Genomic DNA, 21202 nt, shown 5'->3' on the forward strand with positions numbered 1-21202 from the left:
TTGCCATAACACCGGTACCTTTAATATAATAGCGGGCGCCGTTATCCTCTACCCAAGCATCTGCCTGCATGACACCAGATTCACCCATGAAATACCAATGCTCATTGGAAGCGATCCAGCCGGTACGCATTGCTCCGTTATCATCGAAAGCATACCAGCAATCGCCATCTTTGATCCAACCCTTGGCTATACTGCCATCTTCCTTAACATAAGACCATGTGCCGTTGTTATTGACCCATTGAGCCTCAGCCGCTCTGATTGGCATTGCTGCTGAACAGAGCATTGCAGCTATGACTAAAGCAGTCATCGCTGACTTTGTTTTGTTTGATTTCACTTTAATTACCTCCCCAGGTTTTTTAATTTGTCTTATAATGTATACCTTATAAGACAGACAAGAAAAAGCAAAATCATGCTATGAAATGTCAATAAAAGGTCTAAAGATGTTTACATATATCTAAAATCATCCTATAATAAAGGTGTATTTTAGTGTATCAAAATGTATACTTTTTGACACAATATCTCATAACTGTTACAAATCTCTGTATTTCTAACACGCAAGCATCATATATAATGAAACGATTTCCAGTTGATATAAAAAATAATTATCTTTCCGGCTTGTTGCGGCGTCTCTATAAGCTGAAAAGCGCATGGTGGGTTTTTATAGAATGAATCTATCTGTAAAGTGGCAAAATGGTGACCAAACGAACAAAAAGAGTTATGGGCAGTAACATGAAGTTATGACACGAAATGAGTTGTTTGACATTTCCGCACGCAAATATTAGAATGGAAAAAGCTAAGTTATGTTTGGTCACCTTTGGCGGATAAGGTGTACTCGACAAATCGCAATTTGTGAGGATGAATGTTATGTGTGAATTGATGTTGGTTAGACCATCTAAACTATATGCAGAACAAGTTATGTCATATAAAGAAGAAATGTTGCAATGTGGAGATAGTTTTGATGGTTGTGCAGGGCTTGAAGATGTCCAATCATTTGACGAATGGATTGATTTTGAAAGAAGATTAAGAGAAAAATATAAAAGCGGATATGTTCCATCAGAAGTCTTTTTAGCAGTAAGGCGAAACGACGATTTTGTTGTTGGCATGATTGATTTTCGACACCCATTATCGGATTTTCTTAAAAATTTTGGGGGTAATATCGGATATAGTGTTCGTCCGTCAGAAAGACGAAAAGGTTATGCGTCTGAAATGTTAGGATTGATTTTACCCTTTTGTCGTGAGTTTGGAGAAAGCAGGGTTTTATTGACCTGCGATAAGGGAAATGTAGCTTCGCAAAGGACAATTATTAAAAACGGTGGAGTGATCGAAAACGAAATTGCCGATACAGTTGGATTAAGTAAGAGTGGCATTATTCTAAGATTTTGGATTTCAATATAGCGTCTTTCTCAACCATTTCCCATTTGTCGGGCTGATTTATCTGCGTCTTATTGGGTTAAACAAAGTTGTTAGTATCAGCAGTTCAATAGCGGCAAGCAGGGCAAGTGCATATGCACTTGCGGTTTTCACCGAAAATCCGCTTGTTGGGGAGGTCATGCGGATAGATAGGAGCACATTTTCAAGGATTCAGGATAGGTATGGTATACTATGCACAGCAGCAGGTTTGACAAGAACTTGCTGTTTTTGTATTTCTTGGTGCCCAAATTTACAAAACCGTGCTGTTACAAATTATGCCGCTTTATTCGTAGAATTTGAGAAAACACCTATTTCATGCGGGTTTGCGGGGCTTTCCTGTGGAATGATTTGACATATTATGGCTGCTAAAATGGATATATAGGCAATAAAAAAATGCCGGATAAGTTCAGATATCACTCTGTCATTCTCCGGCTTGTTATTTGATTATTAATTGGTTTGTTCAATAAACACCTTATCCGTTTTATGAATCTTCAAATACAAGATAAAGGCAATGAGAGCAGCTGCACATTCAGCAATCGGGAATGCAATCCATATGCCAGTTAAACCAAGCACAGGTGCCAATAAATACGCTGCCGGCAAAGTGATCACCAACTGACGGGTCATGAAGATAATAAAGCTGTACAACCCTTTGCCCATTCCCTGAAACAGCGTTGGGAAAATCATACCCAAGGCAGCTGGCAGATAAGACAGCGCGATGATTCTTAATGCCGGAATACCAATTCTCAGCATTTCATCATCCGCATTAAACATTTTCAGCAGAAGACCGGGTGCTGCTTCAAACAGCAAAGTCCCCACAGCCATAATCAATAAGGCAACCATCAGCGCGTATTTCAGCGTATCCTTTAAACGCTGATGATTTTGAGCGCCATAATTATAACCAAAGATCGGCAAAGCTCCCTGTGTCAGACCGCTGACAGGCATAAATACAAAAGTCTGCAGCTTATAATAAATACCAAATAATGATACTGCCATATTAGAGAATGTAACCAGCAGTGAATTCAATCCCATAACTAAGACTGAGCCCAATGAATTCATCAATATAGTAGGCACTCCTACCGCATAGATCTGTTTAATGCAATTAAAGTCTAAATGGAAAGATTTTAAATCAAATTTTACTTCATTCTTCTTCGCAAAAAGCATATAAATTGCAATACTCATGGATGTAAGCTGACCGATAACTGTGGCAATCGCCGCACCTCTTACCCCTAAACCAAAAGTAAAGATAAATATTGGATCGAGAATAATGTTCACAATACAGCCAACTGCCTGCATAATCATCGGCAGTGACATCTTGCCTGTTGCCTGAAAAACCTTTTCTATCGCTATATGAACCATCTGCCCAAAAGAAATCAGCATGATGATTTCAATATATTGCTTACCCATCTGAAAAATAACAGGATCATCCGTAAACAGATTAAAAAACGGTGTAATCACAAAGAAAGACGCAATTGCAAATACGATAGAGCTGATTACTGCCAGCAAAATGCCATGTGTTACCGCATTATTCGCTTCCTTGATATCCTGCATTCCCAGCTTTCGGGAAATATAAGAATTCATGCCGACACCCGTTCCCACGGCAACTGCCAGCAAAAAGTTCTGAATTGGAAAAGCAAGCGATACCGCCGTAATTGCATCCTGTGAAATCTGCGCGACATAAACGCTGTCGACAATATTGTATAATGACTGCACCAGCATTGAAAGCATCGGCGGAAAAGCCATTGACATTAAGAGTGGAAAAACCGCTTTGGTTCCCATTTTATTTTGTTCCATATATACCTCCTCAAACAAATAAAAAGGTCATGCTTTTCTTCGTTTTGGTAATGGAAAACGAAAAAAACATGGCCGTTACGACATTAAATTTACCATGGGTAATTTTAACTTATCTGGGCAAAAAAACAAGTAGTTTCTGAAAAATTAATCGTTAATCAAAAGAAGACATCTCAAGTCCATGAGATGCCTAGTTATTTTATTCGCAGATTTCTCCCTTTGATAGAATGCAGTCCCGATACCAATAAAAGCTTTTTTTACGGTACCGCTCAAGTGATCCGCTGCCATCCGGCTGCAAATCTACATAGACAAAACCATAACGTTTGCTGATTTCTGCTGATGCTGCACTGATACAATCAATTGGGCCCCATGAAGTATAACCAAATACTTCAACACCATCATCTATCGCTTGTTTCATAGCGGCAATATGCGATTGATGATATGCAATGCGATAATCATCATCAACAGTTTTGACCCCCTTTGCATTCACAATCAGCACATCCTTAGCACCAATGCCATTTTCCGCAACAAACAGCGGCTTATGAAAATGATCATAAAGATAATTCAGCACATAGCGCAGTCCCTGCGGATCAATGGGATAATCGTAATCCGTATACTCTACATATGGATTTTTTAAACCACGCATAATGTTGCCATTTGCCATTTCATATTGACTCTCATCAGCAGCGACAACCTTGCTGCTGTAATAGCTGAAAGAAATAAAATCAACAGTATTTTGAAGCACTTCCGCATCACCGTCAGCAAACTTCACTTCAACATTATTTTCCTTCCACAGCCGCTTAGCGTAATACGGATATTCACCAGTGCAATGAACGTGAATGAAGTAATCTAATTCATGCTGGGAATTCAGCATCTCCATCATGTCATCAGGCTTACATGTCATTGGATAGCGCGGTGCGGAAGCTGCCATACAGCCAATTTTTAAATCAGGATCAATCATTCTCGCAAGCTTTGTAGCCTTGGCACTCGCTACTAATTGATGATGTGCAGCTTGATATTTATCTTGTTGAGTTAATTCATTTTTAGGTGTTATTATACCGGCTCCCAGCAATGGCGATATCAGCGTTACATTAATTTCATTAAAGGTCAGCCAGTATTTTACCCGATCATGATAACGTCTGATGACTGTTTCTGCATAATGAACAAAGCAATCAATGGTTTCCCGTGAACGAAAGCCATCATACTTCTGACATAAATGCAGCGGCATCTCATAATGGGAGAGCGTAATCAATGGCTTTATACCATATTTCAAACACTCATCAATCACCGCATCATAAAAGGCTAATCCTTTTTCATTAGGAACTTCCTCATCACCCATTGGAAATATACGGCTCCAAGCAATTGAGAAGCGAAAGACATTGCATCCCATTTCTGCTAATAAAGCAATATCTTCTTGATAGCGATGATAAAAATCAGTTCCCTTTAATTTAAGATTGTCAGCCGTCGGCATTGCCGTCATTGGGGCGTGGACGCCTTTAGGCATCACATCCTGCTGAGAAAGTCCTTTGCCGTCTTCAAGATATGCGCCCTCACACTGATTAGCGGATAACGCACCGCCCCATAGAAAATTATCTGGAAAGCTCATAATTATCGAATGGCTGTAAGCAGCACTGTCTGTAAATCTGCATTATCCTGATCAGTTTCCACAACATCTAAATAATTATTTGAATTCGTAATGATGATTGGTGTAATTACATCATAACCCTTATCCTGTATTGCGTTTAAATCAGCACTGATTAACTTATCACCGCGTTTTACCTTATCGCCGGTTTTCACATGAGCAGTGAAATATTTACCATTTAATTTTACTGTATCTAAGCCAAAATGAATTAGAACCTCTGTACCATCCTCGGATGTTAAACCAACCGCGTGTTTAGTTTCAAATAACATTACTACTGTACCATCAAAAGGTGACACAATTTCCCCATCTACCGGTACAATGGCACATCCCTTACCTAATGCTTCACTGCTGAAGGCGTCATCCTTAACTTCTGACAACGGCAGTACAGCTCCCTTAAGAGGTGCATAAATTTCTGTTTTTTTATTCAAACTGCTTGGTTCAGCTTTTTTTTCTTCTTCAAATTCAATCGGTTCTTTATACAATACCCATGAGAAAATAAAACCTAATACTAAAGCAATCGCAACCGTGATACATGCATTCATAAATGAATTATCAGCACCGATATAAATTGGCAAAGCGAAAATGTTTGAAGTACCTGCTGACCAAGCTTTCACACCCGTTATACCGGCATATAAACCCGCACAGCCGCCGGCCAGCATTGTTGCATAAAGCGGCCGTTTCAATTTCATATTTACACCATACAGCGCTGGTTCAGTAATACCGCAGATCGCTGTTACAGCGCAAGATGAAGCTAATGCTTTTAAATCTTTATTTTTAGTCTTCACAGATACCGCAAAAGTAGCCGCTGCCTGAGCCATGTTGCTTGAAATCATACCCGGCGCTAAAATGGTTGCATAGCCTACGGTTGCACGCTGAACTGACTGAGCCGCTCCCAGACTATAATGCATGCCAGTCATTACCAATAACGGTGCCAAGCCGCCTACCAAGGTAGGTACGATCCAGCTTGCTTTAGTATCCAAGAAAGTAAAGAACGTACTTAAATAGCCGCCTAAGATAGCTCCTAAAGGCCCTAGCACAATTAAGCCTACCGGCGCCACAATTAATATTGTCATCATTGGCACAAAGAAAGTCTTAATCGCATTAGGAGTAAATTTCTTAACATATTTTTCAATAATTGCCTGAAAAGCAACAATCAAAATAATCGGTATAACACTGGATGTATAGGTGGCCATATTCACTGGCAGCCCTAAGAATGAAACAGCTTCTCCCGCGCTTTTCAAACCTGTGAAAGTAGGATGAACAAGCATACCGGCAAAGATTAATGATACATATGGATTAATTTTAAATTTCTTTGCGGCTGAATAAGCAAGAAAGAACGGCAGATAGTAAAACACAATATCAGAAATCATATATAAAAGTGTATAAGTCTGAGACGTCGTATCAATCCAGTTAGCTGCTACGCAAACGGATAATATTGCCTTAACCATACCAGAACCAGCCAGCGCTCCGACAATCGGCATAAAAATACCGGCTATTAAATCAAAGACCTGAGATAATTCAAATTTCTTTTTGGTTTGCGTATTACCGTTTTTAATACCAACAGTTCCACTCAATTCCTCATACACCTCGGCAACATGAGTACCGATAACAATTTGAAATTGACCGCCTTTATTAACACAGCCTACCACACCTTTAATATTTTTGACTGCTGAACTATCTGCCTTGCTGTCATCCTTTAAGACAAAACGCAGGCGAGTCATACAATGGGTCACTGATTCAATATTAGCTTCACCGCCGATATGAATAAGTATCTCTTTAATCATTTCTTGATATTTCATATTTTTTCTCCTTTTTAATAAAAATAAAAGCCTGAATTTCATTCAAAAAGCATGTGATCAGCACATTCTTTTGAAATCATCCAGGCTTTGCCCTTACGGTTACAATCCTATTTTGTTTGGTTTTTCACACGATCCGTCAATCTTCGGATATGCAGCATGAAGTATAACATTTCTTCATTTGACAAATCAATTGCCAGCTTATTATCCAAATATTTCTTGACCCTTAATACACACTCATATGTATCTGGATACTTTGTTTTTATTTGTTCATAAAGATAATCATCCTCGCTATCAGAGGGCTGATGTGCCCGCTGCAGAAAGAAACGAATATGAGTGATAAAACGACTGTAATTGATTGATTCTTCATCAAGATCAATCTTATAATGAAATTTAATAATATTCAGGATGTCTTGAATTACATTGGTTGCCGCTACTGTGCTTCTTACGCCTTCACCACTTTGCTGGCCATTTACAAAGTGCATGGCAATAAAGCTCGCTTCATCCTCACTCATCCGGATACCCTCATAATACTCAATGATATCCAGACATTTGAGAGCAGTATCAAATTCCTTTTTATAGAATTTTTTGATTTCCCACAATAACGCGTTATTTAAACTGTCATTCTCTTTAGCTCTTTTAACAGCGAAATTGATATGATCAGCCAGACCGATAAAAATCGAATAATCAAACTGGGTATTCAAATCCTGTTCCGCAAAATCAATAATCCGTCTTGTCAGTTCTAACTGATTAACCGGAATATCATCAACAAGCTTAACAAACTGATTTTGAAGACCCTTAGAATCAAGTTTAAAAATTTTATCAATCTTACTCTCATCGGGTGTATCGCCTGGCTTCATCGCAAAACCAATGCCTTTACCCATCAATACTGTTTCCAGCATTTGTTCATCTTCAGCTAGCAGAATATTGTTATTGAATACTTTCTTGACTTTCAACTTTTACACCCCCTTAAAACTATAAAAGCCTAAACTACACCCAATAGAATTTTTGGTTATAGTTTAGGCTTTGCCTTGTCTCAAGTTACAATCCTAAATACGAGTTCATTATAGCGGCTGAAAGCGCTTATGTCAAGCACCATTCCAAAATTTATCGAAAAATTGAGATAAAATAATGCTGACTATCCTATATGAAGTAAAGAAAATAACCGCAATTCATGCTTAAATTTGCTGAAACCATTATGATTTTGTCAGTGTTCATTTTGTCTGCTTATTTATAAAACTGCATCACAGCTATTTATTTCAGAAACATTTACTTTTTTTACCGTTTGACAAACCCATTATAGATGCTATAATAGCTGTGTAAACGGATTGTAACTAAAGGCAAAACCATACATGTTTTCATGCAGGTTTGCCTTTTTTTGTTATTTTGGAGGTGATCGACGATGTTGATATATAAAAAACTAAATAATAATGCCATCATCTCAAAGGATGAAAATCATAAAGAGATTGTTGTTATGGGTAAAGGGATAGCATTTAAAAAAGATATTTATGATGAAGTTGATGAAGAGCTCATTACTGGTATTTATGCCCTAAAGAGTAAGAATCAGCAAAGCAAACTGCAGCAGCTGGCTTCTGAAATACCCTATGAATTCTTTGCTATAGCCTCAGATATAACAATGAACGCCAAAAAGATTTTAGAATCTGAATTAGATGAAGGGCTGCTTCTTCATCTAGCTGATCATCTGCATTATTCATATGAAAAAGATAAGAAAGGGATCAAAACCCCCAATCTGATGCTTAATGAAATCAAACAATTTTATAAAAAAGAATTTGAAATAGGCATCGCTGCGATAGGCTTAGTAAATCGAAGACTGGGTACTCGTTTAGGTGAGGATGAAGCTGGTTTTATCGCTTTTCATATCGTCAGCTGTGAAAGTACATCCGGTACTATTGATGCCAATGATTTGCTGATTAAAATGCAGAAAATTATCAAGGCTTTTGAAAAATATCTGCATGTCACCTTAGATAAAGAAAGCTATGAATACTCACGTTTTATCATTCATTTAAAATTCTTTATGACTAAAATGATTACCAGTACATCCCGCAATGATAAAAGCTTGAGCGATGATTCATTGTATCAGATGTTAGTTGAGAAATATAAAAATATTAATGAATGCTTAGACAAAATCAGTGCTATTACACTCTTGGATTTTAATTATGAATTGACGGATACAGATCGTATGTATCTCATTATTCATCTGGCAAGATTGGTTAATAAATAGGTCATTACAGCATAAGGCGCCAACGCTGTTTGATATAAATGCAACATAAGGAGATTAACTATGGATAACAATCTACGATTAGCTAAAGAGATTATGAGCCATGTTGGCGGCAGTGATAACATTACAGCCTTAAATCACTGTTCTACACGCTTACGATTAAAAGTTAGAAATGAAGAAATTTTTGAATTTGATGAGATTAAAAAGATTGATGGTGTCTTGGATGTGGTAAAAGCTATTGGCGGATATCAGATCATCGTCGGCAATAATGTTTCTAAAGTATATAAAGCAATTACAGAGAATTACAGCATTAAAGCCAGCGGTGAAACCGGCAGAGTAGCCGCAAATCCTTTTGAATTGTTATTAAATACATTAGCGGATATTATGGGACCGGCAATTCCTGCGATTGTTGTCGCGGGATTGATTTCAGCATTGCTTACCCTCTGCACATTTGCCGGTCTATCTACGGACAGCTCGACCTATACCATTTTATATGCGGCATCGCAGGCGCCTTTTTACTTCCTGCCTGTATTAACGGCCTATACTTCCGCCAAACACTGGAAGGTCAGTCCGATTTTGGCGCTGTTCCTAGCCGGTATCATGCTTTACCCTACGCTGATTGAAGCGGGTAACGCCGGCGGTATGATCAGTTTGTTTGGTCTGCCGGTAACTGCGGTTAATTATTCTACTTCTCTGATTCCTATTATTCTGACAATTTGGATCATGCATTATGTAACGGCATTGGTTGAAAAGTATTGTCCGGATGCAATCCGTTATATTCTTGCCCCTTTAGGTGTAATGCTGATTATGATACCGATTATGCTTTGTGTCAGCGGTCCAGTTGGAGCTTGGGTTGGTGACTTGATGTCACTGCTGGTTACTTGGCTGAATAGTCATGTGCCATGGCTGACAGTCCTTGTGCTTAGCGCCATCGCGCCTTTCCTTGTCTTAACAGGAAGTCATTTGGCATTAATGCCGCTGTTAGTAGCCAATTTTACCAATTTGGGTTATGATAACAGCTTATTGATTGCTTTTATCGGCATGAACTTCTCACAATTCGCGGTATCGGCCGCCGTATTCTTCAAGTCGAAAAAACCGGCGCTGAAATCAACTGCCTTCTCTACCGGCTTGACAGCTTTTCTGACTGGCACGACAGAACCAGCATTATATGGATTATGTCTGCGTTTAAAGAAACCTTTGATTGCAACCTTTATCGGCTGTATCGCAAATGGTGTCTACTGCGCTCTCACACAAGTTAAAATCTACTCATTTGGCGCGCCTGCCTTTTTAACCTTAGCCAACTTTATTGATCCCGCGGGTTCAAATAACTTTTATTTGGCATTAGGCGCAGTAGCCCTTACCATTATCGTTACCTTCATCGCTACTTGGCTTCTGGGCTTTGATGAAAGCGGCTTTGAAGATAGTGACAGTGAGGATTTAGAACCAAAAAAAGCTTAAACGAATCAATAATCGTCAGCCCAGTTGCTGGTTCGTTAATTCCCCTAAAGGAAGTTGGAGATCCTGTTTTCTCAACAGGATTAATGGGCGAAGGAATTGCTGTATTGCCTGAAGACGGTAAAGTATACGCACCATGTGATGGTGAAATCATCGTTATTCCGCCATCACAGCATGCGATTGGCTTCAGGACGAAGAACGGCATTGAAATCTTAATTCACATCGGTACGCAGTCTGAATTGATTGAAAATGAATTCAAATGCAAGGTCAAAGAAGGTCAAAGAGTAGAAAGAGGCGATTTAATTATGACCTTTGATATTCAGAAGCTAAAAGCTAAAAACTACGATTTGACCACCCCTATTGTAATCACCAACACAAAGGATTTCACGGATATCCTCGCTGTTGATGAAAATAAAGTAAAGGCTGGCGATAAAATAATCGCAGTCATCTGATTCATGAACCACTGAAAGACAAATTGTCTTGCTTATAAGGAGGTCCGGCATGATTATTGATGCCCATACACATATCTGCACAAATAACACAAATCCCATCGCATCCGTTGATCATTTACTGGAAGAAATGCATGCAGCAAATACCGATGCGGCAATTGTATTCCCGCTTTCAGATGCATTTTCAGCAAATAAAGAATTAGTTGATGCAATTAAAGGTCATCCAAATCTTATTCCGCTTGCCTTTATCAATCCCAATGAAAAAGAGGCACTTTCTCAATTTAAACAATGCATTGAAGAATATGGCATGCGCGGTTTAAAGATACATCCAACCTTGAGTAATTTTCATATCGATGACCGCAGTAAATTGCATGAATTGTTCAGCTGCTGCGATGAACATCGGTTGAATATTGTGATACACTGCACTTCAGATGACCACCGTGTTCATCCTTACCATATAGAAACGATGGCAAAATGCTATCCGCATGCTACCTTTCAAATCGCTCACATGGGAGCTATCTGGTGCGCAGATCAGGCGATTGAAACAGCAAAGCGCAATGATAACATTTATCTGGATACCGGCATTGCTTCTTTCAATGCCCTGCGCAGAGCGATGAATGAAGTCCCTGATAAAGTATTAATGGGAGCCGACTTCCCTTTCTATCTTTATGAGATGGAACAAATAAAGGTTAAAAAAAGCAGCAGAATATTCTCAAAATGATACCGCGGAAGTCTTTCGCCTTGCTGCCGGAGAGAACTGCCGAAAGCTATACAGGATTGAGGAAAAACGATGAGCTTCCCTGAAAATTTTTTATGGGACGCATTTCCGCCTGTCAGAGTGAATGTAACTATAATGTTGACGTTGGTTATATGATGTGGGAACTCATCGATCGTATATCGTCAGACAGCTCTGAAATGTCTAAACGTTACAGCTTTATCTATGTCGATCAGAACGAAGAAGGAAATAACATAGGAAACGATACTGCAAAAATAGTTTTTATTGAGCATTGCATTTAAACCAATGGAGGTGAATTATAATGCTCGTTAATCAGGATATTGAACAATTAAATGAATATTTATACTGTATAAAAGAATGTGATTCAGTGAATCGCTATGTTGTGGTGGGCAGTGATCAAGCGATGCTGATTGATACTGGCTATGGCTTTGCGGATTTCCGTCAGCTAATTAAAAAAATCACCGATAAGCCATTAATTACCGTCTTAACGCATGGCCATCCGGATCATGGTCTGGGTGCTTATTTGTTTGATGAAGTATGGGTACATGAAAAAGATTATCTGCGTTTATTAAAAGATGACAATCAAGAAACTAAAGCATTGGCTGTGAATCATCGTTTAAAGAAGATGCCAGAATTAATCAATCAGATGAATCCTGAAGTCTATAATCAGAAATTGATTAAGCAGACCACATTCCGATATTTTAAAGAGGGTGATAGTTTTGATCTGGGCGGTATTGTGCTGAAAATCATTGAGATTCCGGGTCACTCCTATGGTTCTGTCGCCTTGTATGAAGAAACAAAGGGATGGCTGTTTACCGGCGATACATTGGCTCATTATAACATCTGGAATCAAATGGATTTTGTTGATTCACCGCGGTTAAGTGTCCTGATGGCGACTTACAAAAAATTGGCTCAGATGCGGAAGATTGAGGAAATCTACCCCGCGCATGGCGAAAAACCAATTGATCGCGGTATCATTGATGAATCAATAGATGGTTTGAAAGACTTGCTGACACATCATGATGAGGATGAGAAAATTGATACCTTCATGGGAACTGCATATAGACACGTTTATAAACATTTCATCCTGTTATATTCTAAGGCACATTTAGAAGATGCGTTAGAGAATGGTTTGGAATAATATTTTCAAGACTTTTTGCTATTGGTGTCAAATTAAAACGAAATAAACTAATTTTATGTATTTCAGATAAGGTAACAGCATTAATCTAACTCTTTTCGTTTATTAATTACACCATTACCTAAAACCGTATTAATGTAAATTTTAGGTAATTAGATGCTTCATTCCAAAAGAAGCAAACCATTCCATGATCAAAAACTGGCATTTTTACCGTTTTTTGGTCATGACAATCAAAATTTCTTATTGGTAATTTTTCAGATCTTTAATTAAAAATTCTAATGAAAGCCGAAGTAACAATGAAAACGAGGCATCAATAAGCTAAAAGAAATTTAACTGAATCGGCATAATTTCACAAATTATGATTGACAATTTCATTTAGCCATGCTAGATTAAGAATATAAATTGGTTTGTAACCGTGGAAATGGGCAACACCTTAAATATTATCGCTAACTTTTGTGTGGTATAATATTTTTAGGTGTTTTTTATTTTTACTGGAAGGGGTGAGTCAATGATTATCAAGAAAAAGTTCAATAATAATATTCTGCTGGCAGAAGATGAAAATCACAATGAAGTCGTCCTGCTTGGTAAAAGCATTGCCTTTGAAAAAAAAGTAGGCGAGCGTATCGATGAGACGCTCATTGAAAAGAAATTCGTACCAGATTATCAGGACGTTGCCAACCAGTTTATTCAGCTTCTGAACAAGGTACCGCTTCAGCAAATCGACCTTATAAACAAAATCATAACCAATGCTGAAAAAGAACTGAATGTAACGTTTAATGATTCAATCTATATTGGATTAACCGATCACTTGAATTATGCGTTAACCCGCGCCAGAGAACATATGAATCTTAAAAACGCGATGCTGTGGGAAATTAAAAAATTCTATGCGAAAGAATTTGCAGTGGCATTAAAAGCGCTTGATCTGATAGCCTATTATGAAAATGTTAAACTGAGTGAGGATGAAGCTGGTTACATCGCTTTGCATTTCGTGAATGCGCAGCAGGACAGCAATATGGAAACGACAATCTTAATGACTGATATCGTTCAGGATGTTGTACAAATTATCAAGTTTCAGTTTAATATGAATCTTGATGAGCATTCACTCAATTACAGCCGGCTGATTACCCATCTTCGCTATTTTACGTTAAGAATGCTGCATGGCGAGCTGGCAGTCAATCATGAAGATTTATTATTTAATACGTTAAAGAACAGTTATCACCGTGCTTATGAATGCGCGCTTAAAATCAAAGATTACTTTAATAAACGCTGTAACATAACCTTAACCAATGAAGAATTATCTTACTTAATCATACATATTAATCGAGTAACAACAAGAGATTTATAAATTTCGGGTTTGTAACCTAACGGGCAATTCCTGGTATTGAAAAGTCGATGACTTTTTTATATGCCAGGTTTTTTATTTGATATTATCGGTGAATACCGTTGATATATACAATGAAAGGAGGACTATATTATGAATTATAGTCAATTAGCAAAAGATATTTGTGATAAAATTGGCGGCATAGAAAATATTGCTTTTATCACTAACTGCGCCACCCGCCTGCGTTTAAATTTTAAGGATGATTCAAAAATCAACCTTGAAGAAATCAAACAAATTCCCGGTGTAATTGGTGCTGTCTACAAGGGGGGGCAATATCAGTTTATCATTGGAACCGATGTAGCTCATGTAAAAGCAGAAATTGAAAAATTAGGCCCCATTACGGATATCAAACAAGAACCTTCAGCCAACAAACGGAAGTTCGATCAGCTGCTTGATATCTTTGCGGGTATCTTTACACCCATCGTACCTGCCTTAACCGGGGCCGGTATGCTTAAAGCATTGTTAACGGTTTTAACCTTTTTCTCACTGGTTTCTAAGGAAAGCCAGACCTATTATATTTTGAATTTTATCGCAGATGCAACTTTCTATTTCCTGCCGATTTTAGTTGGTTTCTCAGCAGCAACAAAGTTAAAATGCAACCCTTATCTGGCTGCAGTGATTGGTGCTGTCTTACTGCACCCAAATCTTTCAGCCTTAAATGCAGCCGGTGATCCTGTCGCATTATTTGGTATACCAGTGACTTTAGTAAACTATGCTTCCAGTGTAATACCAATCATATTAGCGGTAGTATTAATGAAGTATGTTGAACCCTTCGCTGATCGTATTTCACCTAAACCAATCAAATTCTTATCAAAACCATTGATTACGATATTGATTGTAGCACCAGTGACCTTAATAGTTTTAGGACCGCTTGGTTATCTGGTAGGTACCGGCATCGCTTCAATCGCTAATTTCCTGAATGAATCAATTCCTTGGTTAGTACCAACCTTAATGGGTGCCTTTATGCCTTTGCTTGTGTTAACGGGTATGCATTGGTCATTTACACCAATCATCCTGCAATCCTATGCATCATTTGGTTATGAAGCAGTCATGGGACCAGGCAGCTTTGTATCTAATATCTGTCAGGGTGCGGCTTCTTTAGCTGTTGCAGTTAAGACCAAAGATAAAGAATTAAAGCAGATTGCCAGTTCAGCAGGCATCACAGCCTTGCTCGGAGTCACTGAGCCAGCACTTTTCGGGGTTACATTAAAACAAAAGAAAATCCTTTATTGCGTTATTATCGGCGGTGCTGTCGGTGGTCTGTATGCCGGTATTAATGGTGTTGTCCGTTATACATCAGGTACGCCGGGTTTACTTTCATTTGCGATTTTTATCGGTGAAAATCCAATGAATATAGTCAACGCCTTTATTTCCGCCGGTATTGGTTTCGTCATTACCTTTGCCCTAACCTTTTTTATGGGCTATAAGGAAGAATTAAAACAGCAGAGTGTTGAAGCCTTAAACAAAAAAATAGAAATCAGTTCGCCGCTAACAGGTGAAGCCGTTGCCTTATCCAATGTTAATGACGCGACCTTTGCCAATGAAATCATGGGTAAGGGAATCGCGATTATTCCAAGTGAAGGTAAAGTCACATCCCCTTTTAACGGCCGGGTGCTTACTGCCTTTATCACAGGCCATGCCATTGGGTTGATTGATGAAAATGGTGTAGAATTGCTCATTCACGTTGGTATTGATACTGTACGTCTTGACGGCAAATATTTTAATATGAAAGTTAAAGATGGCGATTTAGTCAAAAAGGGAGATGTATTGCTTGAATTTGATGCCGAGGCAATTAAAGCCGAGGGATATGATTTAATTACACCGGTGATTGTAACGAATTCAAAAGAATTTGTGAATATTAAAGGATTAGAAAAACCGAATGTCACGCAAGATGACATGATCATTGAAATTCTTTAATATGAAACTGGGACAGAATTTTTTATGGGGCGGTGCAATGGCCGCCAATCAATGTGAGGGAGCTGCTTTTGAAGATGGCAAAGGACTCTCGCTGATGGACAAGATACCTGATGCTGAGCATGGCCGCAAAGAAGTTCTCTATCAGCCTCATTTAACCCTTCAAAAAGATCACGGCAGTTATCCAAGTCATGAAGCGATTGATTTCTATCATCGTTATAAGGAAGACTTAAGCCTGCTTGGCAAGCTGGGGTTAAAAGCATTTAGAACATCAATCAGCTGGTCACGTATTTTCCCTTTAGGCGATGAAACAGAGCCTAATGAGGCAGGGCTGCAGTTTTATGACGATTTATTTGATGAATGCTTAAAACAAGGCATGGAGCCAGTTGTTACATTATGCCATTTCGATGTACCATGGCACCTTGTTGAAAAATATGGTTCATGGCGCAGCCGAAAAATGATTGATTTCTATGAACATTATTGTGAGGTTGTCTTAACTCGCTATAAAGACAAGGTAAAGTATTGGATGACCTTTAATGAAATTAACATGATGACGCATATTCCCTTTCTAGGCGGAGGTGTGATTATCGGTAAGGATGAAGATTTTAATCAGATCGTTTATCAGGCAGCGCATTACCAGCTGACAGCAAGTGCCAAAGCAACCGCCACCGCGCATCGCATTAATCCAGATTTTAAAATTGGCTGTATGATGGCCGCTGGTACGTTTTATCCTTATACATGCCATCCTGAAGATGTTATGGCAGCCTGTGATGCTAACAGCCGAAATTATATCTTCATTGATGTGCAGATGCGCGGTGAATATTCAAGCTATGCAGAATGCTTATTTAAACAAATGGAGCTAACGCTTGATATTCTTCCTGAGGATCTGGTTTTAATCAAGGCAAACACATGTGATTTTATCGGCTTCAGCTATTATTCATCACGCCTGACTTCCGCTCACCCTGTAGATGTGAAGATTGCCGACGGCAATGCGATAACAACCCTGCGCAATCCCCATCTTTCAATCACCAAATGGGGTCGGCAGATTGATCCTATCGGGTTAAGAGTTACAATGAATGACCTTTACCAAAGATATCAGAAGCCATTATTTATTGTGGAAAATGGTTTAGGCTGTGAAGATGTATTAGCGAATGATGGTGTTCATGATTCCTACCGCATTGACTATCTGAGCGCGCACATCAGCGAAATGGAAAAAGCTATTTTACTTGATGGTGTTCACTGCCTTGGCTATTTAGCTTGGGGAATTATTGATTTAGTAAGTGCCGGCAGCGGTGAAATGGATAAACGCTATGGTCTCATTTATGTTGATAAGCATAATGATGGCAGCGGCAGCTTAAAACGCATTCCCAAGGATTCCTACTATTGGTATCAGCAGCTTATTGCCAATCAAGGCGAAATAATTTATTAGAACAATAAAAAGCAGAATCACATTAACGATGATCTTAGATCAAAGTGTGGTTCTGCTTTTTTGTTATACATTCTAACACTGCCCAATGAAGTAATGTAAATCATTGATTTTTTATGCATCTTCCAACTAAGTTTTTCAAGCAATTATAGACATAAGAATTTCTTCAGCAAATCATAATGAAGCAAGGTATTCATATAAAGCATATCAAGGTATAGATTATAAGTATTAGCTATATCTCAAAACATTATTTATAATGAAATCAGGATGTACAACATGATGGCCGTCACGAATGATGAGCAGATGACAAAAACATGTATGTCCTATGTAAATAGTCAGCTCAGCTTACAAGGACGGGCTGAACAAAATTCTAATTTCTAAAATTCAAAAAGTTACAATTTAGGAGGTATTTTTATGATGAGCTTTAACTTCAGCAATCCCACAAATCTTTACTTTGGCAGCGGTTCATTAAATCGCTTAGGAAGTCTTAAACTGCCAGGAAAAAAAGCGTTGGTTTTAATTTCAAATGGAAAATCTACTAAAGCCAATGGCTATCTTGACCGAACGCTTGCCGAATTAAAAAAGGCCGGTGCTGAAACTGTTGTATTCGATAAAATCATGGAGAATCCAGTTAAAGATGTGATTATGGAAGGTGCCGCTTTCGCGCGGGAAAATGAATGTGATTTCATTGTAGCACTTGGCGGCGGTGCGGTGATTGACGCTTCTTCTGCTATTGCCGCAATGGTAACTAACCAAGGTGATTTATGGGATTATGTGTTTGGCGGCACTGGTAAGTGTCAGCCGCTTTCAAATGCAGGATTACCCATTGTTGCGATTGCGACAACCTCAGGTACAGGTTCTGAAATGAATGGGTTCGGGGTTATTTCCAATTTAGAAACAAAAGAAAAAATTGGTTTTGGCAATCCCTCACTGACACCAGTAATCGCGATTGTTGATCCTGAATTAATGCAGACAGTTCCCGCAAAATATACCGCTTATCAGGGCTTTGATGCGCTGTTCCATAATACTGAGGTCATGATGTCAAAAGGAATCAATAAATTAAGTGAAACCATAGCCCTCTGTGCGATTGAAAGCATTGCCGAATATTTACCTAGAGCTGTTAAAAATGGTAAAGATTTAGAAGCAAGAGAACAGATTGCCTATGGCAGCACGATGGCAGGTATTACCATGCAGCTAACCTCAACAACCGCTCAGCACAGCATGGAGCATTCAATGAGCGCTTACCATCATAATCTGCCGCATGGCGCAGGATTGATCATGATATCTAAAGCCTTTGCTGAATTCTTTATTGAAAAACATGCTTGTGATGAACAATTTATTAAAATGGCAAAAGCAATGGGTATACATCAAGCTGATAAACCCCAAGATTTCATTACAGCCTTACTTCAATTACAGGAAGCCTGCGGGGTTGCAGACTTAAAAATGAGTGATTATGGCATTACAATTGATGAAGCAATGACATTGGCAAAAGGCGCGCGATCTATGCAGGGCGGTTTATTTGAAGCCAATCCCTGTGAAATGACAGATGAGGATTGTGCTGGAATCTTTGAGAAATCTTATCGTTAGGCACAGGATAACACTATGAATATCGAGATGTTTTTAAACGATCTAAGACAAGGAAAACCTATTGCTAAAGATTCCAATGAACAGCAGCTCATGCATCAGCTTGCGGATGATGCTATGCGAATAAGCGCCAAACTTAATAATCACTATCATAATGCAAATGAAATTCGTTCATTGTTTGCAGAGCTGATAGGTAAACCAGTACCCGCAAGCTTTTCGTTATTTCCGCCCTTCTATTCTGAATGTGGTAAAAATATCTTTATTGCGGAACATGTTTTTATTAACTGCGGCTGTCATTTTCAAGACCATGGCGGCATCTATATCGATGAAGGAACACAAATTGGCTCATATGTTGTCATGGCAACAATCAATCACGGGCAAAAGCCATCTGAACGCGCAAATAGTTATCCAGCGCCGATACACATTGGAAAAAATGTATGGATTGGCTCTCATGCTGCGATTCTGCCCGGGGTAACGATTAATGACAATGCGATTATTGCTGCTGGTGCCGTGGTAACAAAGGATGTGCCTGCAAACACAATCGTAGGCGGCGTCCCAGCTAAGTTATTAAAGCACATAGCATCTTAGGATGAGCAGGAAAATAAGGAAATCTACACTTACAACGAAAACCGATGATTTAGAAGAGAAAATCGAAATGCTTAAAACTTTTAACGCATCCCTAATTTAAAAGGAGTGAAATACGATGAAAAGACACAATCCCTTAGCAGCAATGTTTATGATATCGCTTTTGTGTATATTAAGCGCATGCGGTAATGAGCTTAAACAAAACCATACTATTGCAGCGACAGATAATCCCACAGTTAAAGAATCAAATAATGAGGATACAGTTGAAAAAAAGACTTTAGTTGTATATTTTTCCGCTACTGGAACAACTAAAACATTATCTGAACATGCAGCCGATATTCTTAATTCTGATATTTATGAAATTGTTCCTGCCATACCTTATACCGAGGAAGATTTAGCATATTATACTGATGGCCGCGCGGATCAAGAGCAACAGGATAATGAGGCACGTCCAGCCATCAGTGAACCCATTAAAAATATCGAGCAGTATGAAACCATCGTCCTTGGTTATCCGATCTGGCATGGTCAAGCCCCAAGAATCATCAGTACCTTTTTAGAAAGCTATGATTTCTCAAATAAAACAATATTGCCATTTTGCACATCACAAAGCAGTGGTATCGGCACAAGCGATACGAATCTTCATTCACTCGCTGACAATGCGAAATGGCTTGAGGGCAGACGCTTCGCAGCTGATACGACAAGAGAAACGATTAAGGAATGGTTAGACAGCATGGCTATAAAACCAGATAAGAACGCGTTTGATTTTGATAAACATGTTGTTAAACTCAACAGCGGATATGAAATGCCGATGATGGGATTAGGGACATACAGCCTTTCTGATGATGAATGTTACAATTCAATCATTGCCTTGCTTAAAAACGGCGGACGTCTTATTGACACTGCTTATATGTATCATAATGAAGCAAGTGTCGGCAGAGCGGTGCGTGAATCAAATATAGCTCGAGAAGAAATCTTTGTAACAACCAAACTTTACCTCACTCAATATTCAGATGCCGCAAATGCCATCGATGAAGCATTGGAGCGTCTCGGTTTAGATTATATTGATTTGATGCTGCTTCATCACCCAGGTGAAGGTGACGTCGAGGCTTATAAAGCAATGGAACAGGCGGTTAAAGATGGAAAAATTCATTCCATTGGTTTATCTAATTGGTATGTGGAAGAATTAGAAGCCTTTTTACCACAGATAAGTATAACACCTGCCTTAATACAAAATGAGATTCATCCATATTATCAAGAAAATGATGTCATTCCCTATGTTCAAAATCTAGGCATAACAATGCAGGGGTGGTATCCCTTTGGCGGCAGAGGCCACACATCTGAATTACTCAGCGATAAGACAATTACAACGATAGCGGCTGCTCATAATGTAACCCCTGCGCAAGTGATCTTGCGCTGGAATTTACAGAAAGGTGTTACCGTAATTCCTGGTTCAAGCAATCCCAACCATATTCAGGAGAACCTTGACTTATTCACTTTTGAATTATCACAGGACGAAATGGCGCAAATTAACGCGCTGGACAGAAATGAAAAACATGATTGGTACTAATAGTTAGAATGAACTAAAATAATTATCTTCCCAAATAAAAACCGATATTTTAAACTGATCGTAGTATCAATTTAAACATTATCGGTTTTTTT

16 protein-coding genes and 1 pseudogene are annotated in these 21202 nt (G+C 38.7%); 12 read left to right on the top strand and 5 right to left on the bottom strand.

Annotated features, from left to right (window positions below):
- Positions 1–334 (bottom strand): annotated as a pseudogene (locus DAHG_RS19205) (hypothetical protein); the annotation flags it as partial.
- 530 nt (positions 335–864) lie between these two features.
- Between DAHG_RS19205 and DAHG_RS08740 the strand changes: the two are divergent.
- Entirely contained in the window at positions 865–1395 is a 531-nt protein-coding gene (locus DAHG_RS08740) for a GNAT family N-acetyltransferase (protein WP_022937965.1), read from the top strand.
- 462 nt (positions 1396–1857) lie between these two features.
- On the opposite strand, the gene DAHG_RS08745 is transcribed toward DAHG_RS08740, so the two are convergent.
- The 4 genes from DAHG_RS08745 to licT (DAHG_RS08760) form a co-directional block, all read right to left on the bottom strand.
- Positions 1858–3201 carry an MATE family efflux transporter gene (locus DAHG_RS08745; protein WP_022937966.1) on the bottom strand — a complete coding sequence of 448 codons (1344 nt, stop codon included), beginning with the start codon at positions 3199–3201 and terminating at the stop codon, positions 1858–1860.
- Positions 3202–3397: 196 nt separating this feature from the next.
- Positions 3398–4804, bottom strand: a complete 1407-nt coding sequence (locus DAHG_RS08750) for a glycoside hydrolase family 1 protein (RefSeq protein ID WP_022937967.1) — start codon at positions 4802–4804, stop codon at positions 3398–3400.
- 2 nt (positions 4805–4806) lie between these two features.
- Entirely contained in the window at positions 4807–6639 is a 1833-nt protein-coding gene (locus DAHG_RS08755) for a beta-glucoside-specific PTS transporter subunit IIABC (RefSeq protein ID WP_022937968.1), read from the bottom strand.
- 107 nt (positions 6640–6746) lie between these two features.
- Positions 6747–7592 carry a BglG family transcription antiterminator LicT gene (gene licT, locus DAHG_RS08760; RefSeq protein WP_022937969.1) on the bottom strand — a complete coding sequence of 282 codons (846 nt, stop codon included), beginning with the start codon at positions 7590–7592 and terminating at the stop codon, positions 6747–6749.
- A 446-nt stretch (positions 7593–8038) separates the two neighbouring features.
- Between licT (DAHG_RS08760) and DAHG_RS08765 the strand changes: the two genes are divergently transcribed.
- The 11 genes from DAHG_RS08765 to DAHG_RS08820 all read left to right on the top strand — a co-directional run bounded on the left by DAHG_RS08765 (position 8039) and on the right by DAHG_RS08820 (position 21110).
- A complete protein-coding gene (locus DAHG_RS08765; protein ID WP_022937970.1) occupies positions 8039–8878 on the top strand; it encodes a PRD domain-containing protein in 840 nt (279 codons plus the stop codon).
- Positions 8879–8938: 60 nt separating this feature from the next.
- A complete protein-coding gene (locus tag DAHG_RS08770; protein ID WP_022937971.1) occupies positions 8939–10333 on the top strand; it encodes a PTS transporter subunit EIIC in 1395 nt (464 codons plus the stop codon).
- A gap of 11 nt (positions 10334–10344) precedes the next feature.
- Positions 10345–10782 (top strand): PTS sugar transporter subunit IIA, encoded by a 438-nt coding sequence (locus DAHG_RS19210; RefSeq protein WP_261797466.1) that lies wholly within the window; start codon positions 10345–10347, stop codon positions 10780–10782.
- A gap of 49 nt (positions 10783–10831) precedes the next feature.
- The gene (locus DAHG_RS08780) at positions 10832–11500 is read left to right on the top strand and encodes an amidohydrolase family protein (protein ID WP_022937973.1); all 669 of its coding nucleotides are present in this window, start codon (positions 10832–10834) and stop codon (positions 11498–11500) included.
- A gap of 316 nt (positions 11501–11816) precedes the next feature.
- Positions 11817–12656 carry an MBL fold metallo-hydrolase gene (locus tag DAHG_RS08785; RefSeq protein WP_022937974.1) on the top strand — a complete coding sequence of 280 codons (840 nt, stop codon included), beginning with the start codon at positions 11817–11819 and terminating at the stop codon, positions 12654–12656.
- Positions 12657–13161: 505 nt separating this feature from the next.
- On the top strand, positions 13162–13998 hold the full coding sequence (licT, locus tag DAHG_RS08790) for a BglG family transcription antiterminator LicT (protein ID WP_022937975.1): 837 nt from the start codon (positions 13162–13164) through the stop codon (positions 13996–13998).
- A 129-nt stretch (positions 13999–14127) separates the two neighbouring features.
- Positions 14128–15951 (top strand): beta-glucoside-specific PTS transporter subunit IIABC, encoded by a 1824-nt coding sequence (locus DAHG_RS08795; RefSeq protein WP_022937976.1) that lies wholly within the window; start codon positions 14128–14130, stop codon positions 15949–15951.
- Between the two features lies 1 nt (position 15952).
- Positions 15953–17377, top strand: coding sequence for a 6-phospho-beta-glucosidase (locus DAHG_RS08800; protein WP_026880909.1), 1425 nt, complete (start codon positions 15953–15955; stop codon positions 17375–17377).
- Positions 17378–17788: 411 nt separating this feature from the next.
- Positions 17789–18961 (top strand): iron-containing alcohol dehydrogenase, encoded by a 1173-nt coding sequence (locus tag DAHG_RS08810; RefSeq protein ID WP_022937979.1) that lies wholly within the window; start codon positions 17789–17791, stop codon positions 18959–18961.
- Positions 18962–18976: 15 nt separating this feature from the next.
- A complete protein-coding gene (locus DAHG_RS22045; RefSeq protein WP_022937980.1) occupies positions 18977–19546 on the top strand; it encodes a DapH/DapD/GlmU-related protein in 570 nt (189 codons plus the stop codon).
- Positions 19547–19661: 115 nt separating this feature from the next.
- Positions 19662–21110 carry an aldo/keto reductase gene (locus tag DAHG_RS08820; RefSeq protein WP_022937981.1) on the top strand — a complete coding sequence of 483 codons (1449 nt, stop codon included), beginning with the start codon at positions 19662–19664 and terminating at the stop codon, positions 21108–21110.
- Positions 21111–21202 lie beyond the last annotated feature (92 nt).

The sequence above is a fragment of the Dielma fastidiosa genome, assembly GCF_000313565.1.
Taxonomy (GTDB): Bacteria; Bacillota_I; Bacilli_A; order Erysipelotrichales; family Erysipelotrichaceae; genus Dielma; species Dielma fastidiosa.

Coding starts and splice junctions, on each gene's coding strand:
- DAHG_RS08795 (WP_022937976.1), top strand. CDS start 14,128: ATGAATTATAGTCAATTAGCAAAAGATATTTGTGATAAAATTGGCGGC.
- DAHG_RS08765 (WP_022937970.1), top strand. CDS start 8,039: ATGTTGATATATAAAAAACTAAATAATAATGCCATCATCTCAAAGGAT.
- DAHG_RS08740 (WP_022937965.1), top strand. CDS start 865: ATGTGTGAATTGATGTTGGTTAGACCATCTAAACTATATGCAGAACAA.
- DAHG_RS08770 (WP_022937971.1), top strand. CDS start 8,939: ATGGATAACAATCTACGATTAGCTAAAGAGATTATGAGCCATGTTGGC.
- DAHG_RS22045 (WP_022937980.1), top strand. CDS start 18,977: ATGAATATCGAGATGTTTTTAAACGATCTAAGACAAGGAAAACCTATT.
- DAHG_RS08820 (WP_022937981.1), top strand. CDS start 19,662: ATGAAAAGACACAATCCCTTAGCAGCAATGTTTATGATATCGCTTTTG.
- DAHG_RS08800 (WP_026880909.1), top strand. CDS start 15,953: ATGAAACTGGGACAGAATTTTTTATGGGGCGGTGCAATGGCCGCCAAT.
- DAHG_RS08785 (WP_022937974.1), top strand. CDS start 11,817: ATGCTCGTTAATCAGGATATTGAACAATTAAATGAATATTTATACTGT.
- DAHG_RS08780 (WP_022937973.1), top strand. CDS start 10,832: ATGATTATTGATGCCCATACACATATCTGCACAAATAACACAAATCCC.
- DAHG_RS08755 (WP_022937968.1), bottom strand. CDS start 6,639: ATGAAATATCAAGAAATGATTAAAGAGATACTTATTCATATCGGCGGT.
- DAHG_RS08750 (WP_022937967.1), bottom strand. CDS start 4,804: ATGAGCTTTCCAGATAATTTTCTATGGGGCGGTGCGTTATCCGCTAAT.
- DAHG_RS08745 (WP_022937966.1), bottom strand. CDS start 3,201: ATGGAACAAAATAAAATGGGAACCAAAGCGGTTTTTCCACTCTTAATG.
- licT (WP_022937975.1), top strand. CDS start 13,162: ATGATTATCAAGAAAAAGTTCAATAATAATATTCTGCTGGCAGAAGAT.
- DAHG_RS08810 (WP_022937979.1), top strand. CDS start 17,789: ATGATGAGCTTTAACTTCAGCAATCCCACAAATCTTTACTTTGGCAGC.